General features: G+C 61.3%; 22 protein-coding genes. 3 read left to right on the forward strand and 19 right to left on the reverse strand.

Annotated features, from left to right (window positions below; genetic code table 11):
- Positions 1–426: 426 nt before the first annotated feature.
- A complete protein-coding gene (locus tag AB6803_RS23445; protein WP_371111149.1) occupies positions 427–2,376 on the forward strand; it encodes a M23 family metallopeptidase in 1,950 nt (649 codons plus the stop codon).
- A gap of 39 nt (positions 2,377–2,415) precedes the next feature.
- Here AB6803_RS23445 and AB6803_RS23450 read toward each other — a convergent pair whose 3' ends face one another.
- The 8 genes from AB6803_RS23450 to AB6803_RS23485 all read right to left on the reverse strand — a co-directional run bounded on the left by AB6803_RS23450 (position 2,416) and on the right by AB6803_RS23485 (position 13,388).
- Positions 2,416–2,925, reverse strand: a complete 510-nt coding sequence (locus tag AB6803_RS23450; protein WP_371111150.1) for an AAA family ATPase — start codon at positions 2,923–2,925, stop codon at positions 2,416–2,418.
- 151 nt (positions 2,926–3,076) lie between these two features.
- Positions 3,077–5,677, reverse strand: coding sequence for an ATP-dependent chaperone ClpB (gene clpB, locus AB6803_RS23455; RefSeq protein ID WP_371111151.1), 2,601 nt, complete (start codon positions 5,675–5,677; stop codon positions 3,077–3,079).
- Between the two features lie 248 nt (positions 5,678–5,925).
- Positions 5,926–6,624, reverse strand: coding sequence for a DUF4167 domain-containing protein (locus AB6803_RS23460; RefSeq protein WP_371111152.1), 699 nt, complete (start codon positions 6,622–6,624; stop codon positions 5,926–5,928).
- 346 nt (positions 6,625–6,970) lie between these two features.
- Positions 6,971–7,846, reverse strand: coding sequence for a peptide chain release factor N(5)-glutamine methyltransferase (gene prmC, locus AB6803_RS23465; RefSeq protein WP_371111153.1), 876 nt, complete (start codon positions 7,844–7,846; stop codon positions 6,971–6,973).
- Complete coding sequence (gene prfA / locus AB6803_RS23470) at positions 7,843–8,922, reverse strand: peptide chain release factor 1 (RefSeq protein ID WP_368511151.1); 1,080 nt, start codon at positions 8,920–8,922, stop codon at positions 7,843–7,845. Before prfA ends, prmC begins: the two co-directional genes overlap by 4 nt.
- 31 nt (positions 8,923–8,953) lie before the next feature.
- Complete coding sequence (ptsP, locus tag AB6803_RS23475) at positions 8,954–11,221, reverse strand: phosphoenolpyruvate--protein phosphotransferase (RefSeq protein WP_371111154.1); 2,268 nt, start codon at positions 11,219–11,221, stop codon at positions 8,954–8,956.
- A 102-nt stretch (positions 11,222–11,323) separates the two neighbouring features.
- Positions 11,324–12,598, reverse strand: a complete 1,275-nt coding sequence (locus AB6803_RS23480) for an aspartate kinase (RefSeq protein ID WP_371111155.1) — start codon at positions 12,596–12,598, stop codon at positions 11,324–11,326.
- Positions 12,599–12,761: 163 nt separating this feature from the next.
- The gene (locus tag AB6803_RS23485; RefSeq protein WP_371111156.1) at positions 12,762–13,388 is read right to left on the reverse strand and encodes a hypothetical protein; all 627 of its coding nucleotides are present in this window, start codon (positions 13,386–13,388) and stop codon (positions 12,762–12,764) included.
- A gap of 234 nt (positions 13,389–13,622) precedes the next feature.
- Here AB6803_RS23485 and ubiG point away from each other — a divergent pair, with 234 nt between their 5' ends.
- Positions 13,623–14,369 carry a bifunctional 2-polyprenyl-6-hydroxyphenol methylase/3-demethylubiquinol 3-O-methyltransferase UbiG gene (gene ubiG / locus AB6803_RS23490; protein ID WP_371111157.1) on the forward strand — a complete coding sequence of 249 codons (747 nt, stop codon included), beginning with the start codon at positions 13,623–13,625 and terminating at the stop codon, positions 14,367–14,369.
- Positions 14,370–14,388: 19 nt separating this feature from the next.
- Here ubiG and AB6803_RS23495 read toward each other — a convergent pair whose 3' ends face one another.
- From AB6803_RS23495 to AB6803_RS23515, 5 genes are read right to left on the reverse strand one after another with little or no spacing between them, the layout of a single operon-like run.
- The gene (locus AB6803_RS23495; RefSeq protein WP_371111158.1) at positions 14,389–14,946 is read right to left on the reverse strand and encodes a DUF3291 domain-containing protein; all 558 of its coding nucleotides are present in this window, start codon (positions 14,944–14,946) and stop codon (positions 14,389–14,391) included.
- Positions 14,947–14,972: 26 nt separating this feature from the next.
- Positions 14,973–15,401: a DUF1178 family protein gene (locus AB6803_RS23500; protein WP_371111159.1), complete on the reverse strand. Its 429-nt coding sequence runs from the start codon at positions 15,399–15,401 to the stop codon at positions 14,973–14,975.
- The gene (locus tag AB6803_RS23505; RefSeq protein WP_371111401.1) at positions 15,398–16,255 is read right to left on the reverse strand and encodes a carbon-nitrogen hydrolase family protein; all 858 of its coding nucleotides are present in this window, start codon (positions 16,253–16,255) and stop codon (positions 15,398–15,400) included. The genes AB6803_RS23500 and AB6803_RS23505 overlap by 4 nt, the downstream gene beginning before the upstream one ends.
- Positions 16,256–16,279: 24 nt before the next feature.
- Positions 16,280–16,537 carry a glutaredoxin 3 gene (gene grxC, locus AB6803_RS23510; RefSeq protein WP_371111160.1) on the reverse strand — a complete coding sequence of 86 codons (258 nt, stop codon included), beginning with the start codon at positions 16,535–16,537 and terminating at the stop codon, positions 16,280–16,282.
- Between the two features lie 30 nt (positions 16,538–16,567).
- Complete coding sequence (locus AB6803_RS23515) at positions 16,568–17,344, reverse strand: ComF family protein (RefSeq protein WP_371111161.1); 777 nt, start codon at positions 17,342–17,344, stop codon at positions 16,568–16,570.
- A 95-nt stretch (positions 17,345–17,439) separates the two neighbouring features.
- On the opposite strand from AB6803_RS23515, the gene AB6803_RS23520 reads away from it, so the two are divergent.
- A complete protein-coding gene (locus tag AB6803_RS23520; RefSeq protein ID WP_371111162.1) occupies positions 17,440–18,324 on the forward strand; it encodes a class I SAM-dependent methyltransferase in 885 nt (294 codons plus the stop codon).
- A gap of 42 nt (positions 18,325–18,366) precedes the next feature.
- Here the strand turns inward: AB6803_RS23520 and AB6803_RS23525 are convergent, their stop codons facing one another.
- The 6 genes from AB6803_RS23525 to AB6803_RS23550 all read right to left on the reverse strand — a co-directional run bounded on the left by AB6803_RS23525 (position 18,367) and on the right by AB6803_RS23550 (position 22,668).
- Positions 18,367–18,540: a Flp family type IVb pilin gene (locus AB6803_RS23525; RefSeq protein WP_371111163.1), complete on the reverse strand. Its 174-nt coding sequence runs from the start codon at positions 18,538–18,540 to the stop codon at positions 18,367–18,369.
- Positions 18,541–18,618: 78 nt separating this feature from the next.
- Entirely contained in the window at positions 18,619–18,933 is a 315-nt protein-coding gene (locus AB6803_RS23530; RefSeq protein ID WP_371111402.1) for a hypothetical protein, read from the reverse strand.
- A 328-nt stretch (positions 18,934–19,261) separates the two neighbouring features.
- Positions 19,262–19,675 (reverse strand): 8-oxo-dGTP diphosphatase MutT, encoded by a 414-nt coding sequence (mutT, locus tag AB6803_RS23535; RefSeq protein ID WP_371111164.1) that lies wholly within the window; start codon positions 19,673–19,675, stop codon positions 19,262–19,264.
- Entirely contained in the window at positions 19,672–20,481 is an 810-nt protein-coding gene (locus AB6803_RS23540; RefSeq protein WP_371111165.1) for a GNAT family N-acetyltransferase, read from the reverse strand. The genes mutT and AB6803_RS23540 overlap by 4 nt, the downstream gene beginning before the upstream one ends.
- A complete protein-coding gene (gene argJ / locus AB6803_RS23545) occupies positions 20,462–21,703 on the reverse strand; it encodes a bifunctional glutamate N-acetyltransferase/amino-acid acetyltransferase ArgJ (protein WP_371111166.1) in 1,242 nt (413 codons plus the stop codon). Before argJ ends, AB6803_RS23540 begins: the two co-directional genes overlap by 20 nt.
- 62 nt (positions 21,704–21,765) lie before the next feature.
- On the reverse strand, positions 21,766–22,668 hold the full coding sequence (locus tag AB6803_RS23550) for a peptidylprolyl isomerase (protein ID WP_371111167.1): 903 nt from the start codon (positions 22,666–22,668) through the stop codon (positions 21,766–21,768).
- Positions 22,669–22,746: the final 78 nt, after the last annotated feature.

Consider the following 22,746-nt stretch of genomic DNA (forward strand, 5'->3'; position numbering starts at 1 on the left):
GACTTCGTCGCTAGCAGCGCCGCCGCCCTCGTTCAGTGAGTGGGCTTATAATCCCCACCCCTCGATCAAGTCAACACTGGATTTTGAAAAAAGTCAGAAAAAGCACAAGTGATTGATTCTTATGATGGTTTTATGAAGCCTGCCGAAGCCGGCTCATAATAGGCCCCAAAAACCCCGAGAACACCGCCAGACCACGCTGGAACAGTGCCATTATAGGTAGGGGATCGCATAGTATGACAATGAGCAGCCCTTGATCCCCACCCTATCGACACCAGATAAGGCCGACCTTGTCACTGAAACCGGGGCTTTCAAAGCACCGAAACAGTCCACAGACCAGATGCGCCTCATTTGACTCGCCCGTCATAAATATGCACATCTTCGCCCCCAGCTACACGGCTCGCATGAAGGAACCGGATCTCGATTGGCATGATGACGGACAAGATGATGCTCCGATCGCTCGGAAACGAGCCGCCAATCCTGGCCGATGGCAGGCGGGCGCCGGACCGGCGCGAGGTTTCCCTGCGCTGGCTTTCGGGCACATTCCTCACAGGCATCACCTCCAGCATATTGATGGGCGTTGCCCTGTTTGCCGCACTTGATGGACGCCAGCAGCTTGCCATTCCCGCCGAAGCCTACGCGACATCGGATAGTGGAAGCCATGACAGCACCGAGGATCAGGTCGTGCGTGGCGGCCGCCTCGTGTCGACCGCCATCGCGTCCAAGCCATCCGACCGGACCATCCTGGAAGTCTCGACCGTGGTGCGCGACGGCGACAAGGAAGTGGTTCGCCGCCAGCCCTTCGCTCATGTGAAGATCGCGCTTGCCACCAACCGCGTCGCCACAGAGAGCTATCCGGCCTTCGATCCCTTGGCGATCTTTTCCGCCGACGAGAACATTCCGCCGCCGGCCAATCGCACCGGTGCCATCTACGGTTCCGATGTCGAATCCGAGGTCAGCTTGAAGACCGTGCCCTTCCCGGCCAAGGATGTGCCCTTCCCGCTTGCCGGCTCGATGTCGCTGGACGAGGTCGAGGAGAATGTGCGCTCCAACGGCTCGGTGCTCACCGACGGCAATACTCAGCTTTCAGCGCTCTATTATATCGACCCGCGCCGCTTTGCGACGGATGACACCGATGTCGACCTGACCGCAGGGCTTGCCGCCCGCATCGTCGAGGAGAACATGTCGGTCTCCGCGCCCGAGGCGGTCACGCCGCAGACACAGGAATTTGCCGACGATATCATCCCGGTCCGTGAAGCGACGCCGATCGCGACCGCGCTCACCAATGCCGGCTATCTGAAAGCGGATGCGGATGACATCACCGCGAAGATCGTGCCGTTGTTCGGCGCCTCCAATCTTTCCGGCGGTGACGTGCTGCGCATCGGCATCCTGCAGAAGGGCGAGCAGGCAAAGATCATCCGCGCCAGCATCTATCGCGGCACCAAGCATGTCCTGACCGTCGCCGAGAACGACCATGGCGATTTCGTTGCCGGCAGCGAGCCGCCGATGCTCGATGCCATCGCCACGGCCTTCGACAATGACGCGCCGGTGGTTGCCGCCGGCCGCGACCTGCCGAGCGTCTATGACGGCATCTATCGCGCCGCCCTCTCCTATGGCATGTCGAAGGAAATGGTGGCGCAGATCGTCAAGCTGCTCGCCAGCAACGTCGATTTCCAGGCACAACTGAAGCCGACGGATACGCTGGAGGCCTTTTTCTCCGTCGCCGACGCAAACGGCCAGGCGACGGCCGATTCCGAACTGCTCTATGTCAACGCCAAATTCGGCGACACGGTCACCCGCTTCTATCGCTTCGAGGATCCGGACGATCATTCGATCGACTATTTCGACGATAGCGGCAAGAGCATCCGGCAGTTCCTGCTGCGCAATCCCGTGCCGACCGGCATCTTCAAATCCGGCTTCGGCATGCGGCGCCATCCGATCCTCGGCTTCGCGCGCATGCATACCGGCGTCGACTGGGCAGCGCCCCGCGGCACGCCGATCATCTCTGCCGGCAACGGCATTGTCGAAAAGGCCGGCTGGGATTCCGGCGGCTTCGGCAATCAGACGTTGATCCGCCATGCCAATGGCTATGTCTCCTCCTACAACCACCAGAGCGCCATCGCCAAGGGCGTAGTTCCCGGCGCCAAGGTGGTGCAGGGCCAGGTCATCGGCTTCATCGGCTCGACGGGTCTCGCCACCGGACCGCACCTGCATTACGAGCTGATCGTCAACGGCACCAAGGTCGACCCCCTGCGCATCCGCCTCCCCGGCGGCAAGACGCTGGACGGCGTCGCACTCGCCAAATTCCAGGACGAGCGCAAGCGCATCGATACGCTCCTGAGCGACGAAAAGTCGAAGCAGGTTGCAAGCAAAGACTAAACCCCAGGCGTTTGAGCAGCCTGGCAGCAACCAGAGATTTCAGTCCTGACTATGCCCCAACCGAACCGTCAGCTCGGCGATGAGGTCATCTACGGCCTTATGTGCGGTATCGACGACGATCGGGCGGGTGCCCCAGTCCTCATAATGCCGGTTGACGGTCTTGTCCCATGTCGGCTTTACCAATCCTTCGATATCCGTCATCCGCGTTTCAGCACGCCGGCGATGCTCGGCCCTGTCCGAACAGACGACTTCCACTTCGACCGCTTGCGTGCCGGCCCGCTTTGCGACCGATAGCCAGGCATCGCGCGTGATACGGATGGAATTGACCGAATCCGCGACGACCGTCTGTCCCAGCTTGAGGTTGTCCTCGGCGACACCATAGGCAATCATATAGCCGGCCGGGCCTTCATCCGCTTTCAGAACATCGGAATTTCGCAGCGCATGCTCGATCGTATCGACCCGGACATACACAGCCTTCAACCGTTTCGCCAAGGCCTGCGCAGTCGTGGTTTTCCCGCTGCCCGGCAAGCCACCGAAGATAATAAGCATGATGATGTCCCCGCCTCCGAGCGATTCTCCAACGCCATGCCAGCTTCACCGAAGAGCCTCACCGCGGCAAGGCGATTTCGGCACCAGCCCCGGACGGGAAATGGCGGCCCGAGAGCCGCCATTTCATAGAGTCACATGAGAACTAAGCCGCTTATGCCGCTTCGCTGACCGCCCCGCGCGGGCGGAACAGCAATCTGTCCGAACCGCTGGTGACCAGTACGCGCGACCCATCCGGCAATTGGCCGGAGAGAATCTGCTCGGCGAGTGGATCCTGGACATATTTCTGGATCACCCGCTTCAGCGGTCTTGCGCCATAGACCGGATCATACCCTCTGTTGGCGAGCCAGTTGCGGGCATCCTCGTCGAGTTCGAGCGCGATCTTGCGTTCGGACAGCAGCTGCAGTAGCCGCTCGAGCTGGATATCGACGATCGCCCCCATCTCTTCGCGCTTCAGGCGATGGAACAGGATGATCTCGTCGACGCGGTTCAGGAACTCCGGCCGGAAATGTGCCCGCACCACATCCATCACCTGCTCGCGCACCTGGTCGCTGTCGTCGCCTTCCTTAAGCTGGGTCAGGTATTCAGCACCGAGGTTCGAGGTCATGATGATCATGGTGTTGCGGAAATCGACCGTGCGGCCCTGTCCATCCGTCAACCGCCCGTCATCCAGAACCTGGAGCAGGATGTTGAAGACATCGGGATGCGCCTTTTCGATCTCGTCGAATAGCACGACCTGATAGGGCCTGCGGCGTACGGCTTCCGTGAGGGCGCCGCCCTCTTCATAGCCGACATAGCCGGGAGGGGCGCCGATCAGCCGGGCAACGGAGTGTTTCTCCATATATTCCGACATGTCCATGCGCACCAACGCCGTATCATCGTCGAAGAGGAAGCGGGCAAGCGCCTTGGTCAGCTCCGTCTTGCCGACGCCGGTCGGGCCGAGAAAGATGAACGAGCCGATCGGCCGATTCGGATCCTGCAGGCCGGCGCGCGAGCGGCGAACGGCGCGCGACACTGCCTGGACGGCATCGCCCTGACCGACGACCCACTTCGCCAGTTCGTCTTCCATCCGCAGCAGCTTGTCGCGCTCGCCTTCCAGCATCTTGTCCACGGGAATCCCGGTCCAGCGGGAGACGATATGGGCGATGTTGTCGGCGGTGACCACTTCCTGCACCATGGTATCGCGACCGCCATCCTGCTCTTCGGCAGTCTGGAGATCCTTTTCCAGATTCGGGATCACGCCATAGGCAAGCTCGCCGGCGCGCTGGAACTCACCCTTGCGCTGGGCAATGGCCAATTCGTTGCGGGCCTCGTCGAGCTTCTTCTTCAGATCGGCGGCAAGACCCAGCTTCTGCTTTTCAGCCTGCCACCGCGCGGTCAGCGCATCGGCTTCCTCTTCCAGCGAAGTCAACTCGGTCTCCAGCCGCTTCAGCCGGTCGGCCGAGGCCTGGTCGGTTTCCTTCTTCAGCGCCTCGCGCTCGATCTTCAGCTGGATGATGCGACGATCGAGTTCATCGAGCTCTTCCGGCTTCGAATCCACCTGCATGCGCAGGCGCGCTGCGGCCTCGTCCATCAGATCGATGGCCTTGTCCGGCAGGAAGCGGTCGGTAATGTAGCGGTTCGACAGGGTCGCGGCGGCCACCAGGGCGGCATCGGCGATGCGGACCTTGTGGTGCTGCTCGTATTTTTCCTTCAGGCCGCGCAGGATCGAAATCGTGTCCTCGACCGTCGGCTCCTCGACCATGACGGGCTGGAAACGGCGTGCAAGGGGCGGATCCTTTTCGACATGCTTGCGATATTCGTCGAGCGTGGTCGCGCCGACGCAATGCAGCTCGCCGCGGGCAAGCGCGGGCTTCAAAAGGTTCGAGGCATCCATGGCGCCATCGGCCTTGCCGGCTCCAACAAGCGTGTGCATTTCGTCGATGAACAGGATGATCTCGCCGTTTTCCGACTGCACCTCGTTGAGCACGGCCTTCAGCCGCTCTTCGAATTCGCCGCGAAACTTCGCGCCGGCAATCAGGGCACCCATGTCGAGCGCCATCAATTTCTTGTCCTTCAGCGATTCCGGTACGTCGCCATTGACGATGCGCAACGCCAGGCCTTCGACGATCGCCGTCTTGCCGACGCCGGGTTCGCCGATCAGCACGGGGTTGTTCTTCGTGCGGCGGGAGAGGACCTGGATGGTGCGGCGGATTTCGTCGTCGCGTCCAATCACCGGGTCAAGCTTGCCCTCGCGGGCCTCGGCGGTGAGATCACGGGCATATTTCTTCAGGGAATCGAAGCCCTGCTCCGCATTAGCGGAATCAGCGGTACGACCCTTGCGGATGTCGTTGATGACCTGGTTGAGCCCGGTCGGCGTGACGCCAGCCTTCTTCAGCGTCGCTGAGGTCGACGCAGACGACTCGATCGCCAATGCCTGCAGCAGGCGCTCGACCGTGACGAAACTGTCGCCGGCCTTCTTGGCGGCGTCTTCGGCCGTGGTGAAGACCTTCGCAAGCGGCTGCGAGAGATAGACCTGACCGTCGCCACCGGACACTTTCGGCAGCTTGGCAAGGGCGGCATCATTGGCGAGACGCGCAGCCTTGGCGTCGCCGCCGGCACGTTCGATCAACGAAGACGCCATGCCCTGGTCGTCGTCCAGAAGCACTTTCAGCACATGCTCGGGCGTGAATTGCTGATTTCCTTGCGACAAGGCATTGGTCTGCGCGGACTGTAAAAAGCCGCGCACGCGCTCGGAGTATTTTTCAATATTCATTTGTAGACCTCCGTGAATCGCTCTGCCCAGATTGGCACAGACCGATATTTGAGATTGAGTCCCCTGAAAGGCAGACCCCGCCCACCGCCGATTGAGATTTGCGGCAAGGCAACAGGGGAGAATATGGGAGGGGATTTGAAGAGTTTAAAGGGTGCCGGAAACGAAAAAACCCCGGCTCACGCCGGGGTTTTTGTAAACACATGACTGGCTCCGCCTTTGCAGCAGCGACCCGTGCATATGAACAGTCCTTATTCCGTAGCGGCTTCCACCAGTGCGGGGGCTTCGCTCGAAGCACCTTCGCCTTCGCCCTGCCCTTCAGCATCGGCATTGCGGCGCGGCTGACGACGGGGACGATTGCCGGCATTGCGGCGGCGCGGCTGGCGTTCACCGGCAGCGACGGGCGTTTCTTCCTCGATCGCAACTTCGGCAGGAATGCCTTCGATCACCGGCTGCGGGCCGGTGCCGTCGATAACCTCGGGCTCAGGCGCGGCAACCACGACTGGAGCAGGAGCACGGACACGCACCGGAGGCGGCGCCATCTGCGGCTGATCATCCATGTCATTGTCGTTCGCATCCATGTCATCCATGTCGCGGTCGGCATTGTCACGATCATTGGGGTTATGCTGTTCGTCGCGCTGAAAGCGTTCCTGCATCTGCGCCTGGGCGCTGGCAATGATCCGATTGTAATGTTCAGCGTGCTGGAGGTAGTTTTCCGCCATGACGCGGTCGCCGGAGCTCTGCGCATCGCGAGCAAGCGTCGCGTACTTCTCAGCGATATGCTGTGCGGTTCCGCGGATTTTTACATCGGGACCGGAGCTGTCGTAAGTCCTGGTCAGCGGGTTTGAGCCCTTGCGGTTGAAATTGTTATTGTTGTTATTGTTTCCGCCGCCGCCGCCGTTGTTGTTACCACGCCCCCGACCGCGCTTATTCTGCTGTCCTGGCCTCATAGATCCTTCACCTGAATTTTCTTAGTTGGGATGAAATTATAAACGGCACCTGCCGCCGTGGCTGGAAACCTCCAAGCCAGAGCCTGCGTGCCGCAAGCAAACTGCGCCTTAAGCGCCGGTCTGCCGCTCGACTACGTCAGATTAACTGATCACGCATTGGGTTATCTTCAACCTTTGACACTCTTATCAGAGAGCGGATCCCCGAGGCTGTCCAAGACAGGCGAATCGTCTCGCCTATTCCCAGCCGCCCAACGCGTGAGCGCAACCTATATCGCTTCATCAGGAAATCCAAGCCTTTTCTTTGCGATAACAACAAGGTCCCATGAACCTGCTGCAAATTGTCGCGTTAGTGGTGATATTGAAACACGAGCACCCGGTCGTTGTGTCCATAGTCCCGGGCTGCTTCGATTAGGAAAAATCCTGCTCCTTCAAAAACCGAAGTCACCGTCTTGCGCTGATCATAACCGATCTCCACGCCGACAATACCATCTCGGTGTAGAAACCGCGCCGCATCCTTTGCGATTGCTCTATATGCATCCAGCCCATCAAGGCCGCCATCGAGAGCTGCCGGAGGATCGAAATTCTTTACTTCTGGAGCGAGAGTGGAAATGACACTGGACTCAATATAGGGCGGATTTGAGACAATAACGTGAAATCGACCGTGGATGGCCTCAAACCAGCTTCCCTGCACCGTATCGAAGCGTGCCGCCAAGCCATTGCGTGCAGCATTTGCCCGCGCCGTTTCCAAAGCTTCGCCGGAAATATCGGAACCGATACCCGTCGCCTGCGGGCATTCATGGAGTAGCGCGAGACAGATGGCTCCGGTTCCCGTTCCCATGTCCAGTAGATGGATCGTCCCATGGATCGTTGCAAGGCGCCGCGCATGCTGCAGCATGGTGTCGACCAGGATTTCCGTGTCTGGGCGCGGCTCCAGCGTCGCAGCCGACAGCGTCATAGGCAGGCCGTAAAACTCTCGCTCGCCGAGAATGCGATGCACCGGCTCGTGATTAAGCCGGCGTGCAATCGCCGCTCGCGCCGCCTCCACGCGATCCGGCGCCACGGCCTCGGTGCCGCTCGTGACCAGCTCCGTCGATGAAAGCTGAAGAAGACCGCCGACGAGGATGCGGGCCTCGGTGGCGGGATCATCGAGATCGGCCTCGATGAAGCGGGCGCGCACCTCCTGGAACAGTCCAGCGACGGTTGCTCCCGGGCCGCCGCTCATGCCTGTTCGCCGAGCTGGGCGAGTTGGCTCGCCTGATAATCCGCGCGAAGCGCATCGACCACTTCGTCGATCTCGCCTTCCATCATCCGATCGAGCTTGTAGAGCGTCAGGTTAATGCGATGGTCGGTGACACGCCCCTGCGGGAAATTGTAGGTGCGGATGCGCTCCGAGCGGTCACCGGAGCCGACCTGGCTTTTGCGGTCGGCGGAGCGTTCGCTATCGGCGCGCTGGCGCTCCATGTCGAAGAGACGCGAACGCAGCACCTGCATTGCCTTGGCGCGGTTCTGGTGCTGCGACTTTTCCGAACTTGTCACCACGATCCCCGAGGGAAGATGAGTGATACGTACCGCCGAGTCCGTGGTGTTGACGTGCTGGCCGCCGGCGCCGGAGGAGCGCATGGTGTCGATGCGGATATCCTCGGCGCGAATTTCGATATCGATTTCCTCGGCTTCCGGCAAAACGGCGACGGTTGCCGCCGATGTATGGATGCGTCCGCCCGCCTCGGTTTCCGGCACGCGCTGCACGCGATGCACGCCGGATTCGAATTTCAGCCGCGAGAACACGCCCTTGCCGGTGATCGTCGCGATGATTTCCTTATAGCCGCCAGCTTCGCCGTCGCTGGCCGAGAGGATTTCCACTTTCCAGCCGTTGTTCGCGGCGAAGCGCTCATACATGCGAAAGAGATCGCCGCCGAAAAGGGCGGCTTCCGAGCCACCGGTTCCGGCGCGAATTTCGAGGATCGCGCTCTTTTCGTCGGCGGCGTCCTTCGGCAGCAGCAGGATCTGGATGTCCTGTTCCAGCGCCTCGATCCGCTCTTTGACCTCGGGCAGTTCCATGTCAGCAAGATCGCGCATCTCGCGGTCGACCGATTTGTCGGCAAGCATGGCTTCCAGATCCGAAGCCTCGGCAATCGCCTTCTCATAGTCGCGGATCTTGGCGACGACCGGCTGCAGTTCAGAATATTCGGAAGCAAGCTTCACATAGACATCCGCCGCCGGACCGGCGGACATACGCGCTTCGATCTCGCCGAAACGGCGTTCCAATTCGCGCATTTTTTCAATGGGAAGGTTTGCCACCCCACACTCCAATTCTTCTTATTTGTTCTGTCTACAACGGAATATTGTGGCTCTCGGCAAAGCCCGCAAGGATGTCGCGCATCGAGGCTGTCGGACGCTTGTCGTCCAGCGCCTCTTCCATAACCTTCGACAAGGCCTGGAGGTCGAGGCCGAGCAGCATCGCCTTGACCGGGCCGATAGAGGCCGGCGACATCGATACCGAGCGGAAGCCAAGCCCTAAAAGCGCCATCGCCGAAATCGTCTTGCCGGCAAGCTCGCCGCACAGCGTCACCGGCGTCTTGTTGCGTTCGCCGGCACGCACGATGTCGCGCAGGATGCGCAGGAACGGGCGTCCGAGCGGATCGAAACGGTCCGACACGCGCGCATTGCCGCGGTCGACCGCCATCGAGAACTGGAAGAGATCGTTGGAGCCGACCGAGACGAAATCGACCGCCGCCATCAGCTCGTCGAGCTGCCAGAGCAGCGCCGGCACTTCCAGCATGGCGCCGAACTGCAACTTGCGCGGCAGGGCATGGCCGAAGCGCGACAGATGCTGCACTTCCTTCTGAACGAGCTCGCGCACCGCCTCGATCTCGGAAACCTCAGTGACCATCGGCACCATCATTTTCAATTCGCTGTCGGCAGCCGCCTTCAGCATGGCGCGCAACTGCGTGCGCAGCAGGCCGGGCCGGTCGAGCGACAGGCGAATGGCGCGCCAGCCGAGCGCCGGGTTTTCTTCCTCATGGGCGCGGAAATAGGGCACGACCTTGTCGCCGCCGATATCGAGCGTCCTGAAGGTGACGACACGCCCACCCGCCTGCTTCAGCACGCTGCGATAGAAGGCTTCCTGCTCCTCCGCCTTCGGCATGGTCGAGGCGATCATGAATTGCAGCTCGGTGCGGAACAGGCCGATACCTTCCGCGCCGGATTCGGCAAGCTGCGGCAGGTCGACCAGCAGACCGGCATTCATCAACAGCGAAATGCGCTGCCCGTCCTTGGTGACCGGCTCGACCGAACGCAGCGCCCGGAACTGCTCCTGCCGGCGGGCGCGGAAACGCACCTTTTCTTCATAGGACCGCTGGTGGTCGGCCATCGGCCGCAGGTGCACATGGCCGCCGTCGCCATCGATGATGACGGAATCGCCGTTTTCGGCAAGCGCCACGACGCCCGCCGCCTGGCCGACGACCGGAATGCCCATGGCGCGGGCAACGATGACGACGTGGCTGGTGACCGCGCCTTCTTCCAGTACCAGGCCGCGAATATTGGCGCGGGGATAATCGAGCAGCTCGGCGGCGCCCATGGCGCGCGCAAAGATCACCGCATCGTTCGGGAAGCCGTCGGCGGCCGTGCGGCCGGAATAGCCGGTGAGCTGGCGGAGCAACCGGTTGGCCAGATCCTCGAAATCATGCATGCGCTCACGCAGATACGGATCGGTCAGGCGCATCATCCGCGCCTTGGTGTCGCTCTGCACCTTCTCGACCGCGGCTTCCGCCGTCAGGCCGTTGCGGATCGCCTCTTCGAGCTTGCGCACCCAACCCTGATCATGGGCGAACATGCGGTAGGTTTCCAGAACCTCGCGGTGCTCGCCTTCCATGGAAACGTCGCGGCGCGACAGCATGTCGTCGATGGAGATGCGCAGCGAACCGAGCGCCTCCGCCAGCCGGCCGATTTCCTTGTCGGTATCCTCATTCAGGAGATTGGTGACGACGATGCGCGGCTCGTGCAGCACGACATAGCCAAGGCCGACGCCTTCATTGTAGCTGTCGCCGTCGATGGTGACCGAGCGGGTAAGATCGAGTTCGAGGCCCGGCTTGGTGATCTTCTTCAGCTCGCCGGTGGCGATCATCTCGGCCAGCACCATCGCCGTCGTCTCGAGCGCTTCCAGCTCTTCTTCGCGATAGTTGCGGCTTGCCTTGTTCTGCACGACGAGGACGCCGAGCGAGCGGCCAGTGCGCAGGATCGGCACGCCGAGGAAGGAGTGGTAGACCTCTTCACCGGTTTCCGGCAGGTAGCGGAAGGCGGGATGCGATTGCGCGTCCGAGAGATTGAGCGGCTGGGCGGAAGCCGCGATGGTGCCGACCAGGCCCTGGCCCATCTTCAGTTGTGAAAGGTGGACAGCTTCCTTGTTCAGGCCTTCGGTGGCGTAGAGTTCGAGCACGCCATCGGCGCGCAGCACGTAGACCGAGCAGACCTCGGCGACCATATTGCTGGCGATCTGGCGGACGATCCGGTCAAGACGCTCCTGCGGCTCCAGCGGCTCCGCCATCAGTTCGCGCAGCCGCTTGAGCAGAACGCGTGGACCGCCGGATAGGTCTCTCATTGCGTCTCTAGCTCCCGAAATCAAGATATTGCCGCCAGTCTTGCCCACGTCAGGGCCGGCCGAAACTCACCTCCGTCACGGTCCGTTGTCAGCAATCCTTTATCAACTCTTATCCAGACCGTAGCAGGAATGCAAAGTCCTGACTGCGAGTTCCGCATAAGGACCGTCGATCAGGATGGAAATCTTGATTTCCGACGTCGTAATAGCCTTGATGTTGATGCCTTTTTCGGCAAGTGCCTGGAAAGCGGTCGCGGCAACGCCGGCATGCGAGCGCATGCCGATGCCGATGACCGAAACCTTGACGAGACCTGATTCGTTTTGGACGACGTCGTAGCCGATCTTGTCCTTGTTCTCGCCGAGAACGCGCAACGCCTTTTCGACATCGCCCGAAGGAACCGTGAAGGTCATGTCGGTCTTGGAACCGTCCTCGGAAATGTTCTGGACGATCATGTCGACGTTGATATGGCTTTCGGCCAAAGGCCCGAAGATCGCGGCGGAGACGCCTGGCCGGTCGGCAAGACGGCGCAGCGAGATCTGGGCTTCATCCTTGGCGTAGGCAATGCCGGTGACTACTTCCTGTTCCACGATTTCTTCCTCGTCACAAATCAGCGTTCCGGGCGGGTTCAACAGATCGCCCATGCCCGGAGCATCGGGATCTTCAAATGAGGAGCGCACGAAAGTGCGGACCTTAAAGACCATGGCCAGCTCGACCGAGCGCACCTGCAGCACCTTGGCGCCGAGGGAGGCCATTTCGAGCATTTCTTCGAAGGCGATCTTCTTCAGACGACGCGCCTTCGGCTCGATGCGCGGATCCGTCGTGTAGACGCCGTCGACATCGGTATAGATATCGCAGCGATCGGCCTTCACCGCAGCGGCGATCGCCACGGCAGACGTATCGGAGCCGCCGCGGCCAAGCGTCGAGAGGCGGTTGTCGGGGCCGAGCCCCTGAAAACCGGCGACGACAGCCACCTGGCCTTCACCCATGCGACGGATGATTTCAGCGCCTTCGATCTCGAGAATACGGGCAGCACCATGGGCGTTGTCGGTCCGGATAGGGATCTGCCAGCCCTGCCAGGAGCGGGCATTGATGCCCATCGCCTGCAGCGCAATCGCCAGCAACCCGGAGGTCACCTGCTCGCCGGAGGCGACGACGGCGTCATATTCACGCGCATCATAGATGGAATGATTGGCGCCCGTGACCTTCGGCATGTTCTGCACCCAGCCGACCAGCTCGTTGGTCTTGCCGGACATGGCGGAAACGACGACCGCGACCTCATGGCCGGCGTCGACCTCGCGTTTCACATGGCGTGCGACATTCTTGATACGGTCCAGATCCGCGACGGACGTTCCGCCGAATTTCATCACGATGCGTGCCATGTGCCTCTACCAGTATCAGCGCCGGGCGGCCGAAACGCGATGAGCCCGGCATGCAAAATAGCCCTTCCGGTGCAATGGCCGGAAAAGCCTAATCTCAATGGGGGCGTCTCTTAGCGAGTTTGGCAGGCGGGTGCAATAGCATGGCGCGGTGTAATAGTTCTCTTTAATACTCCACTTTGAGGCTCGACCAGAGCTTGTCGATGATCGCCCCTTCCTTGGGGAGGTTTTCCTTGTTGGCGAAGGTGGCGACAAGAATACCGCCATCCGGGCGACCCGTCGCGACGATTTCATAATCCATGACATCGTTGGTGGTCGTGGTCTCCGCCTTGACGCCCTTCAGCACATTGCCGGCGGTCAAGGTTCGCTGGGTTGCTTCCTTCTTGATCTTGGCGCCGCCGTCGATGCCTTCCTGCACCATCTGCTGCAGCATGAAGTCGGTAATGCTGGAAGGATTGAGGCCCTTATACTCCTGCACGATGACACCGGTGCCGATCGGCGTGATCAGGGCATACTGCATAATACCGCCACCAAGATCGCTTTTGGCGACCGTGAACTGGCCGTCATGGTCGAAGGAAAACTTGGTGCCGGCAAAAGTGACCGTGTCGCTGCGCCGCAGTTCCACCGAAAGCTTGCGGCCGTCCTTGGTGGTGACATCAAGCGTATCGCCGGGATTGATACCCACTTCGACGCCATCGATCGTCAGACGAAAGCCCTTACCGTCGCCGGCAAATGCGGTCGCGGCCGCAAGACAGGAGGCGAGGACGGTCGCCACGTAAAAGAATGATCGCATGAAGCCCCTCCCCGTATACCAGTGCGACACAATAGCCCTGAATTCAAAAGCCTATTAGACAATCGTGACAGTTGATCGACCACGAAACTCCTAGCTGTCAAGCTTTCGCGAATGCCCTTCCCGAATATCGAACACAATCCCGCGGTTGGTCAAACCGCCTCGGCCCTTGACATCGGCTCGCGATCGTCCGACTTCACATCTACCGAAGTGCCACCCGGACCAAGGAGCGGAACCATGAGCGAAGCGGCGAAAAGCACGATCGACCAGAGCGAAGTGGATCGCTTTTCCGCGATGGCGGCGGAATGGTGGAGCCCGACCGGCAAGTTCAAGCCGCTGCACAAGTTCAATCCGGTGCGCCTCGCCTATATCCGCGACCACGCCTGCGAGAATTTCGGCCGCGATCCGAAGAGCGCAAGGCCATTGGAGGGCCTGCGTGTGCTCGATATCGGCTGCGGCGGCGGATTGCTGTCCGAGCCGGTCGCGCGCATGGGCGCCTCGGTCGTCGGCGCCGACCCGTCCGAAAAGAACATCGGCATCGCCTCGACGCATGCGAAAGCCTCCGGCGTTCCCGTCGATTATCGTGCCGTAACCGCCGAGCAACTGGCCGAGGCCGGCGAGACCTTCGATATCGTGCTGAACATGGAAGTGGTCGAACACGTCGCCGACGTCGAGTTTTTCCTGACGACCTGCGCCAGGATGGTGCGCCCCGGCGGCCTGATGTACGTCGCCACCATCAACCGCACCATGAAGGCGGCCGCACTTGCCATCTTCGCCGCCGAAAACGTCCTGCGCTGGCTGCCGCGCGGCACGCATCAATATGAAAAGCTCGTCCGTCCCGAAGAGATCGAAAAGCCGCTCGCCGCCGACGGCCTTGAGATCATCGCCCGCACCGGCGTCTTCTATTCGCCGCTACAGGACCGCTGGAACCTGTCGAAGGACATGGATGTGAACTACATGCTGCTGGCAAAGCGGGCGGGCTGAAAACCGCCGTCCTGCCGGATCAAGCTTTCAGCGTCAGGACATACGCCAGTAGATCGTGCTGCCCGATGGCGTTCGATGCAGCGATCTCTTTGATCTTCTCTCGGTCGATCGTCGCGAGGTTACCATCCGCATCATAGGGCTGCTTGAAGGTGAAAGCCGCAGCACTGGACCCTTCATCGTGAAGCCGTTCCAGCCGCTCGGTTCCCTCTTTCCATTCGGGAACGACACCAGCGTCGACCCACCATAGCACCAGTGCCGGCCAGCGCTGCTTCACGTTCCAATGCCGCGCATGCTTCAACGCATCGGCATGGACACCGTTGTAGCTGAAGGCCATCAGGGATTCGATATCGGTCCAGAGCGAAAGCGAGGACGGTGCCGTCGCAAAGCCGCTGCCCTCGATGAAACGCGGGAAGACTTGGCGGCCCCAGCATGCCGGTCCCGGCACACCGTCATAACCGGAGCGGCCGATGAAGCCATGGGCGCGGGCGGCAGCCTCGAAATTGGCGTCTTCGCGCAGGCGAAATCCTTCAACCTCTGGGCTTTCATAGGGCGCCACATGCAGCCCGAAATTATACATTGCGAGATATCTGCCGCCATGCGGCATCAGTTGATGTCATCCGGCAGAACGGGGATGGCGGCGATCTCGATGCCTTCCTCGACCAGTGCCTGCGCCTCATCCGGCGTCGCCTTACCGATGATCCCTCGGGCATCGGCCTCGCCGTAATGGATCTTGCGGGCCTCTTCCGGGAATTTCGCGCCGACATCCTCGGCATTCGCCTTGATGCTGTCGACGGCCTCCTTGAGCTTGATCATCGCCTCCTTGCGGGCAGCGTCCATGGCAAGCGTCTGCAGCTCGTCCTTCTTGCGCGCGGTCGAAACCGACGGCGCCATCAGGAGTTTGGAGATCGCACCCGAATTGCAGACGGGGCAGGTCAGGAAACCGCTTGCGACCTGACGGTCGAAATCGGCGCTTTCCGAAAACCAGCCCTCGAACTCATGGGCCTTGTCACATCTCAGCGAATAACGGATCAAGCCGCGACGCCTCCAGCCGCCGGCGTCGCGATCTTCTCCAGCGAGAATTCACGCGCATTTTTAAGATTGGGGATCTTGTCATGGGCGGATTTGACCGCCGCAACGTCGATCTCGGCGACGAGGACTGCCTCACCCGTACCACCGGCCGACGCCAGCACCTTGCCCCAGGGATCGATGATCATCGAATGACCGAAGGTCTCGCGACCGTCCTCGTGAACGCCGGCCTGGGCGGCGGCGATGACGAACATGCCGTTTTCGATCGCCCGCGCCCGGAGCAGGATTTCCCAATGGGCCTCGCCGGTCTGGCGGGTAAAGGCGGCCGGGACCGTCATCACCTGCGCGCCGGCAACAGCCTGGGCGCGGAAGAGCTGCGGAAAGCGCACATCGTAGCAGATGGAAAAGCCGAGTTCGGCGAAGGGCAGCGACACGATGCGCGCCTCGGAGCCGGGACGATAGACCGCGCTCTCGCGCCAGCTCTCGCCATTGTCGAGATCGACGTCGAACATGTGGATCTTGTCGTAGCGGCTGATGAGCTTGCCGTCCGGCCCGAAGAGAAAGCCGCGATTGGCGATCTTGCCGTCATCGAGCGGGATCGCCGTCGAGCCGACATGCACATGGATGCCGAGTTCCTTGGCGAGGTCCGACGCCGTCTTGACGATGATGTCATTGGCCTCGTCGCGCAGCACGGCGCGCAGGCCCGGCCGGTCCTTCTGCACCGCGCCGGTCATTTCCGGCGTCTGCACATAGACGGCGCCCTGAGCCGCCGCCTCGCGAACCAGCCGCGCCATATCGGCAGCGTTCTTCACCGGATCGACACCGGAACACATCTGAATGGCGGCGGCTTTGAAGGTCATCATTGTCTCCGAGTGTGATCCGGTTCAGGCGGCCAGCAGCGGATCGAGCTTGCCCGCCCGATCGAGCGCATGGATATCGTCGCATCCGCCGACATGCTCGCCATTGATGAAAATCTGCGGGAAGGTCGATTGGCCCTTGGCCTTCTCGATCATCTCCTGGCGCAGCGCGGGCGAATAGGTGGCGTTGTGTTCGACATAGTCGACGCCCTTGGACTCGAGCAGGGATTTCGCCCGGGCACAGTAGCCGCAGAACTCACGCGTATAGATGACAACGGATGCCATGATCCACTCCGGAAAATTGCAGGTTACCTGTCATATAAGCACGTCGACAGCCCTTGCAAAGGTCAAAACCGTCACATCCGAGGCACCGGCTTTTTTCAACGCCCGCGTTGCCGCCGCCACCGTCGCACCGGTCGTATAGACATCGTCGATCAGCACGATACGACGGCCGAGAATGTCGACCGCACGGCTTTCGGGAATGGTGAAAGCCCCACGCACATTGTCTTGTCGCGCCTTCGCGCCGAGGCCGACCTGCTGGCTCGTTCGCTTGGTGCGCAGTAGCGTCGCCGCCAGCAGCGGTTTGCCGGAGAGCCGGGCGAGGTGCCGGGCCAGTTCCGCCGCCTGATTGTATTTGCGTGAGAACAGCCGCGCCCGATGCAGCGGCACCGGGATGATCGCGTCACAGGCGGCGACCGCGCCGTCGCTGGCGCGCAGCATCCATCCTGCCATCATCGGAGCCAGATCGGTGCGGTCGCGATATTTCAGTCCGAGCACGAGATCCCGGACGACGCCGTCATGAATGGCTGCCGAGCGCAGCCGGTCAAAGACCGGCGGATCGGCGATCGCCTCGGCGCTCAGGATCCCCGTGCCGAGATCGTGGGTGAACGGGCTGCCCAGCACCTCGCAATAGGGCCGCTCGATGAAACGGACGCCGGACCAGCAGGTCGGGCAAAGGCTGCGATGCGCGCCCGTCGAAGCGCCGCAGCCGGGACAGGCGGGAGGATAGACAAGATCGGCGAGCGCCAGCCACGGCTTTGCCAGGCCAGCCCGCAATCTCGACAGCATGATTTCATTCCCGACAATCCCCATATCATTGACACTAGCTTTTTCCCGCAGGCTTTGCGAAGGGAAAACATGGCTGGCCGCGAGGCTGCGCCGATGAGATCAGATTGCAGGAAACCGCCATGGACATCGTGTTCGACCAATCGCTGCTCGCCGCCCGCAGGCACCGGGCGCTGAAACAGGGGGACACGAAAGCCGCCTTCCTGCTGGAGATCGCGGCCCGTGAATTGGCTGAACGGCTCTCCGTCATCGAGCGGCATTTCGACGAGGCGATCGAGCTGCATGGCGCGACCGGCATTGCGGCGCGCGAGGCGCTCGCCACCGGCAAGATCGGCCATATCAGGCGCATCGAAGGCGAGGCCGGCTTTGCCGCCCCCGGCGAGGCGCTGATCAAGGCGTCGCTGGAGGAACTGCCGCTGGCGGCCGAATCCGTCAATCTGGTGCTGTCGCCGCTCAGCCTGCATGTCACCAACGACACGCCCGGCGTCTTCATCCAGGTGCGCCGCGCGCTGAAGGCTGATGGCTTGTTCCTGGCCGCGATCCCCGGCCTGGGCACGCTGCAGGAACTGCGCGACGTGCTGCTGGCCACCGAGATCGAGCTTACCGGCGGCGCAAGCCCGCGCGTCATACCCTTTGCGGAGGTCCGCGATGTCGGCGGCCTGCTGCAACGCGCCGGCTTCACCCTGCCGGTGATCGATGCGGAGAACTACACGGTGCGCTACGACAATCTGTTCGCGCTGATGCGCGACCTGCGCGCCATGGGCATGACCAACCCGCTTGCTGACCGCAGTCGCAAGCCGCTAACGCGCGCCTTCTTCCTGCGCGCGGCCGAACTTTACGCCGAGCGCTATTCCGATCCCGACGGGAGAATAAGGGCGACCTTCACGATCATCTACGCGTCCGGCTGGACGCCGCATGAAAGCCAGCAGAAACCGTTACAGCCGGGCTCGGCCAAGGCGCGGCTCGCCGATGCCCTGAAGGTCGAAGAGCACAAGCTGAAGCAATAGACATGGCTGCAGGGCTGAACTGGACGATCCACGTCGACCGCTTCAGTTTGTCGAACCGCCAAGCGTGTTGGAAACAAGGTTGAACACGGACGTCAGGCTGCCGCCGAAAGCGCCAAAGCCGCTGACGATCGCCACCGACATCAAGGCGACAATCAGGCCATATTCGATGACCGTGGCACCGGTCATGTCGTTGAAAAAACGCCGAACGGAACGCATACGTTTCAAGCTCCTAGCATCTGAAAACGAGCGAATCCGGCGCGTTCATGCACCCGATAGGCTTAACCTCTATAGCAATCAGCAGCCGCCGTCGGCACCATAGCCTTGGACGATGCAGACTGAACCGGGCTGCTGCTGCAGCACGCTGCGGCGGATAGTGTAGCGCTTGCCATTCTCGGTTTGGGGAATGGAGCCTGTGGTCATAGTGTCGAGATCTGGCGCGCTGGCAAGCACGTTGGACTTGGACTTGTCGGACAGCATCGGCGTCAGAATAAGCGACAGCGCGACCGCCGCCGTGCCAAACAGCAAAGCGATATTCAACGCGCCCGTCCTACGCGACGTGGAATAGGACTGCTCTTTTTCCTGAACAGCTTTCCAGAAATCGTCGTCCATCATGTCAAGCCTTCTTTAACGCAAACACCAACTGCTTGATTGCGTCCATTGAATGCCAGAAGGTCATAAACGATCCCTTAATATCCACAGGTGAAATAGATCTGTGTTGAGTCGCGGGACAGCGCTTGACGAACGTTAAATAATTGATATCAAATGATTAATGGCAATTAACCATGTTTAGCGGGCGTCGTTTTCCGGCACGCTCATTGCAATAAAGAGTCAGCCGGAGGAAACATATCGCGGCGCCGACGACACAATCACGCCTCGGGCACGCATGTGCGGCTTTCGCCATTGATCTCGGCGGCGATAATTCGGGCGTCTCTTAAGACTACAGCAAATCCTGCAGAAATGGGATCAACGGCTCGTCGGCCGGCGGCATCGGGTAGTCGCGCAGGGCCTGAGGCCGTACCCATTTGATCGCCTGACCTTCGCGGCCATGCGGAATGCCCTCGTAACGCCGGCATATATAAAGCGGCATCAGCAGATGGAAGGTCTCGTAGGTATGGCTGGCAAAGGTCAGCGGCGCGAGGCAGGCGATCTTCGTCTGGATGCCGAGCTCTTCCTCGAGCTCGCGGATCAGCGTTTCCTCCGGCGTTTCGCCGGGCTCGACCTTGCCGCCGGGAAACTCCCAGAGGCCGGCCAGCGATTTGCCTTCCGGCCGTTGCGCCAGAAGAATGCGGCCATCGGTATCGATCAGCGCACAGGCGGCAACGAGGATGATCTTGCGGCCGGCTTCGCTCATGCTTCCCCCGGGGAACGCCAGTAACAATAACGATAGGCCTCGCGGAAACCGAAACGGGCATAAAGCGCCAGCGCCGGGTCGTTCGAGGCGCCGACCTGAAGCCATGCGGTCCGCGCGCTGCGCATGCGCGCCCAGCGCAGCGCCGATGTCAGAATCTCGACGCCCAATCCCTTGCGCCGGTGCTCAGCCGAGACCGAGACCGACAGGATACCGGCAAGATCGTTATCCTGCACGCAGAGCGTCGTCGCCACCGGCCCGGCATCATCGTTCTCGATGACGAAAAGACCCGATGGCGGCTTGATGCCGCTTACCACTTCCGCCAGGGCAGGCTTGAGCGCGGGATCGGCGCGATCGACCAGCAGGCTGGCGTCGACGTAGCGGCCGACATCGTGGCTCGGCAGATGGTCCAGCGCATCCGGCAGTTCGAGATCGATGAGATCGGCGATCATGACGATGGTCTCTTCGAACCGTATCCAGCCCTGGCGCTGCAACAGCTCGATCAGCATCGACGAGGCCAGCGGCGTTTCACGCACCACCATCAGCCGGCCATAGGCTTCGAACTTGCGCTGCGCCTTCGTCAGCCGGATCTCCAGATCACGATGATCGGAGGGATCGAGCGGCACGACGCAATTCAGCCGCTTCGACGGATGGCCCGCCGTCAGCCGCACCTGCCAGCTACCATCATACTGCACGGAAGAGGCAGGCCAGGCCCGGAAACCAACAGCTTCCAGCCTGCGCACCAAAGGCAGTTTGTTCATCGTGGACAGCGCATGCATCAGTTCAATATCAGCTCCGGTAGTCGCCATTGATGGCAACATATTCCTTGGTGAGGTCGCAGGTCCAGACCGTTGCCCGGCCATTGCCGATACCAAGGTCGACTTTCACGGGAATATCCTGCCGCTTCATCACGTTGGAAGCGGCTTCTTCGGAATAGCCGGCGTCGCGCTCACCGTTGACGGCAACGCGGACATCGCCGAACCAGATGGCAAGCTTGTCGCGGTCGGCCACTTCGCCGGCCTTACCGACAGCCATGACCACGCGGCCCCAATTGGCGTCCTCGCCGGCGGCAGCCGTCTTGACCAGCGGCGAATTGGCGATCGAGAGTGCAATGCGCTTGGCGCTAGCGTCACTCTCGGCGCCGGTGACCGTGATCTCCAGCATCTTGGTGGCGCCCTCGCCATCGCGGACGACCTGAATGGCGAGGTCCTTGAGGAGCTCGTTCAGAGCCGCGCGGAAGCCGGCAAGCTTCGGATCGTCTGCGTGCTCGATATGCGCCTGGCCATCGGCAGCGGCAGCACCCGTGGCAAACAGCATCAGCGTGTCCGAGGTCGACGTATCGCTGTCGATCGTCATCGAATTGAAGCTCGGGCCGACGCCGTCCGAGAGCAGCGCCTGCAGGGCGGAAGCGGAAATGTCGGCATCGGTGACGACGAAGGACAGCATGGTCGCCATGTCAGGCGCGATCATGCCGGCGCCCTTGGCAATGCCGTTGATGGTAACCTTGACGCCATCGATCTCGGTGCTGCGGGTGGCGACCTTCGGATAGGTATCCGTGGTCATGATCGCCTTGGCAGCCTCGAACCAGAAGTCGGCGGTGGCATCCTTCGCCATCGTGTCGAGCACGCCGGCAAATTTGGTCGCGTCGAGCGGCTCGCCGATGACGCCGGTCGAGGCGAGATAAACTTCGTTCTCGCCGCAGCCGACGGCGGCAGCCGCCGACTTGGCGGTCAGCTCGGTCGCTTGGCGACCCTTGAGGCCGGTAAAGGCATTGGCATTGCCGGAATTGACAACGACGGCGCGAGCGATGCCGTGCGAAAGATTCGATCGGCAGAAATCGACGGGAGCCGACGGGCACTTCGAGCGGGTGAATACACCCGCGACGGCGGCCGGCTTGTCGAACACCATAAGCAGGACATCGGTCCGGTTCTTGTACTTGATACCGGCGGATGCCGTGATCATGCGTACGCCGCGCAAAGCCGGCATGGCAACGAAGGATTTGGGAGCAAGCGGAGAGACGGAACCGGACATGAGGCCACCTGATAGTGAAGGGCCCGGAAAAACCGGGCCCAGATGGTTGTGACTGCTATGACTTACTGCTGCGGCTGGGCATCAGGCGAAATGGCGTCTTCCGCCGGTGCTGCATCCTGCTGCTTCTGCGCATCTTCATAGGCCTTGCTGAGCGCCGGATCGCTGATCGCGACCTTGGTGTCCTGCTTGGCCTTGTTCAGAAGCTCAAGATACTTGTCGCGCATGACGAGCTGACGAACCTGATCCTTCACCTGGTCGAACGGCGGTGGCGGAGCAACGCGCTTGTCTTCGACCTTGATGACGTGCCAGCCGAAATCGCTCTTGACCGGGGTCTTGGTGTAGGTGCCGACCGGCAGCGCGAAGGCTGCGTCTTCGAATTCCTTGACCATGCGGCCATGGGCGAAATAGCCGAGATCACCGCCGTCGGCCTTGTTCGGGTCGGTGGACTTTTCCTTGGCGAGCGTGGCGAAATCCTTGCCGGCGTCAAGTTCCTTGATGATCGCCTTGGCTTCGTCCTCGGTCTTCACCAGGATGTGGCGGGCATGAACTTCTTCCTGCTTCGGCAGGGCTGCGACTTCCTTGTCGTAGCGAGCCTTGACTTCATCGTCGGTGATGGCGTCGGCGACATGGGCCTTGAAATAGGCATTGTGCAGCTCGCGGTCGCGCAGATAGGCCATATGCGACTGGAAGTCCGGCGTCTGGTCGAGCTTTTCGGCGGCGGCGGTCTTGGCGAGCAGCTTCACGTCGATCGAAGCCGAAAGGGCGGCGACCTTCTTCTGGTCGTCCGGAAGCTGGCCAAGCTGCGGGTCGAGGTTGGCGATCGCGAGATCGAGTTCGGATTGATGGATTTCGACATCGCCGACCTTAGCGACAACCGGATCCTTCGCATCATCGGCGAAAACCGGCGCATGCAAGGTAACGAATGTTGCGAAAGCAACCGCGGCAAGTTTATTGTAGTTCAACATAAAATAACCTTTCGGTGGTCTCGACCGGCTCGAAGCTGTGAATCCGGCAGGAAAAAAGCCTTCAGCAGGAGAATGTGG

It is taken from the genome of Rhizobium sp. RCC_161_2 (genome assembly GCF_041355235.1).
Classification (GTDB): domain Bacteria; phylum Pseudomonadota; class Alphaproteobacteria; order Rhizobiales; family Rhizobiaceae; genus Rhizobium.

Bases quoted from the DNA above. Each gene is read 5' to 3' on its own strand.
- AB6803_RS23450 (WP_371111150.1), bottom strand. From the start codon at position 2,925: ATGCTTATTATCTTCGGTGGCTTGCCGGGCAGCGGGAAAACCACGACT.
- AB6803_RS23480 (WP_371111155.1), bottom strand. From the start codon at position 12,598: ATGGCACGCATCGTGATGAAATTCGGCGGAACGTCCGTCGCGGATCTG.
- ptsP (WP_371111154.1), bottom strand. From the start codon at position 11,221: ATGAGAGACCTATCCGGCGGTCCACGCGTTCTGCTCAAGCGGCTGCGC.
- AB6803_RS23530 (WP_371111402.1), bottom strand. From the start codon at position 18,933: ATGGACGACGATTTCTGGAAAGCTGTTCAGGAAAAAGAGCAGTCCTAT.
- AB6803_RS23520 (WP_371111162.1), top strand. From the start codon at position 17,440: ATGGACATCGTGTTCGACCAATCGCTGCTCGCCGCCCGCAGGCACCGG.
- AB6803_RS23540 (WP_371111165.1), bottom strand. From the start codon at position 20,481: ATGGCGACTACCGGAGCTGATATTGAACTGATGCATGCGCTGTCCACG.
- AB6803_RS23485 (WP_371111156.1), bottom strand. From the start codon at position 13,388: ATGCGATCATTCTTTTACGTGGCGACCGTCCTCGCCTCCTGTCTTGCG.
- AB6803_RS23460 (WP_371111152.1), bottom strand. From the start codon at position 6,624: ATGAGGCCAGGACAGCAGAATAAGCGCGGTCGGGGGCGTGGTAACAAC.
- mutT (WP_371111164.1), bottom strand. From the start codon at position 19,675: ATGAGCGAAGCCGGCCGCAAGATCATCCTCGTTGCCGCCTGTGCGCTG.
- AB6803_RS23505 (WP_371111401.1), bottom strand. From the start codon at position 16,255: ATGACCTTCAAAGCCGCCGCCATTCAGATGTGTTCCGGTGTCGATCCG.
- grxC (WP_371111160.1), bottom strand. From the start codon at position 16,537: ATGGCATCCGTTGTCATCTATACGCGTGAGTTCTGCGGCTACTGTGCC.
- ubiG (WP_371111157.1), top strand. From the start codon at position 13,623: ATGAGCGAAGCGGCGAAAAGCACGATCGACCAGAGCGAAGTGGATCGC.
- AB6803_RS23495 (WP_371111158.1), bottom strand. From the start codon at position 14,946: ATGTATAATTTCGGGCTGCATGTGGCGCCCTATGAAAGCCCAGAGGTT.
- AB6803_RS23550 (WP_371111167.1), bottom strand. From the start codon at position 22,668: ATGTTGAACTACAATAAACTTGCCGCGGTTGCTTTCGCAACATTCGTT.
- argJ (WP_371111166.1), bottom strand. From the start codon at position 21,703: ATGTCCGGTTCCGTCTCTCCGCTTGCTCCCAAATCCTTCGTTGCCATG.
- AB6803_RS23515 (WP_371111161.1), bottom strand. From the start codon at position 17,344: ATGGGGATTGTCGGGAATGAAATCATGCTGTCGAGATTGCGGGCTGGC.
- prmC (WP_371111153.1), bottom strand. From the start codon at position 7,846: ATGAGCGGCGGCCCGGGAGCAACCGTCGCTGGACTGTTCCAGGAGGTG.
- clpB (WP_371111151.1), bottom strand. From the start codon at position 5,677: ATGAATATTGAAAAATACTCCGAGCGCGTGCGCGGCTTTTTACAGTCC.
- AB6803_RS23445 (WP_371111149.1), top strand. From the start codon at position 427: ATGATGACGGACAAGATGATGCTCCGATCGCTCGGAAACGAGCCGCCA.
- AB6803_RS23525 (WP_371111163.1), bottom strand. From the start codon at position 18,540: ATGCGTTCCGTTCGGCGTTTTTTCAACGACATGACCGGTGCCACGGTC.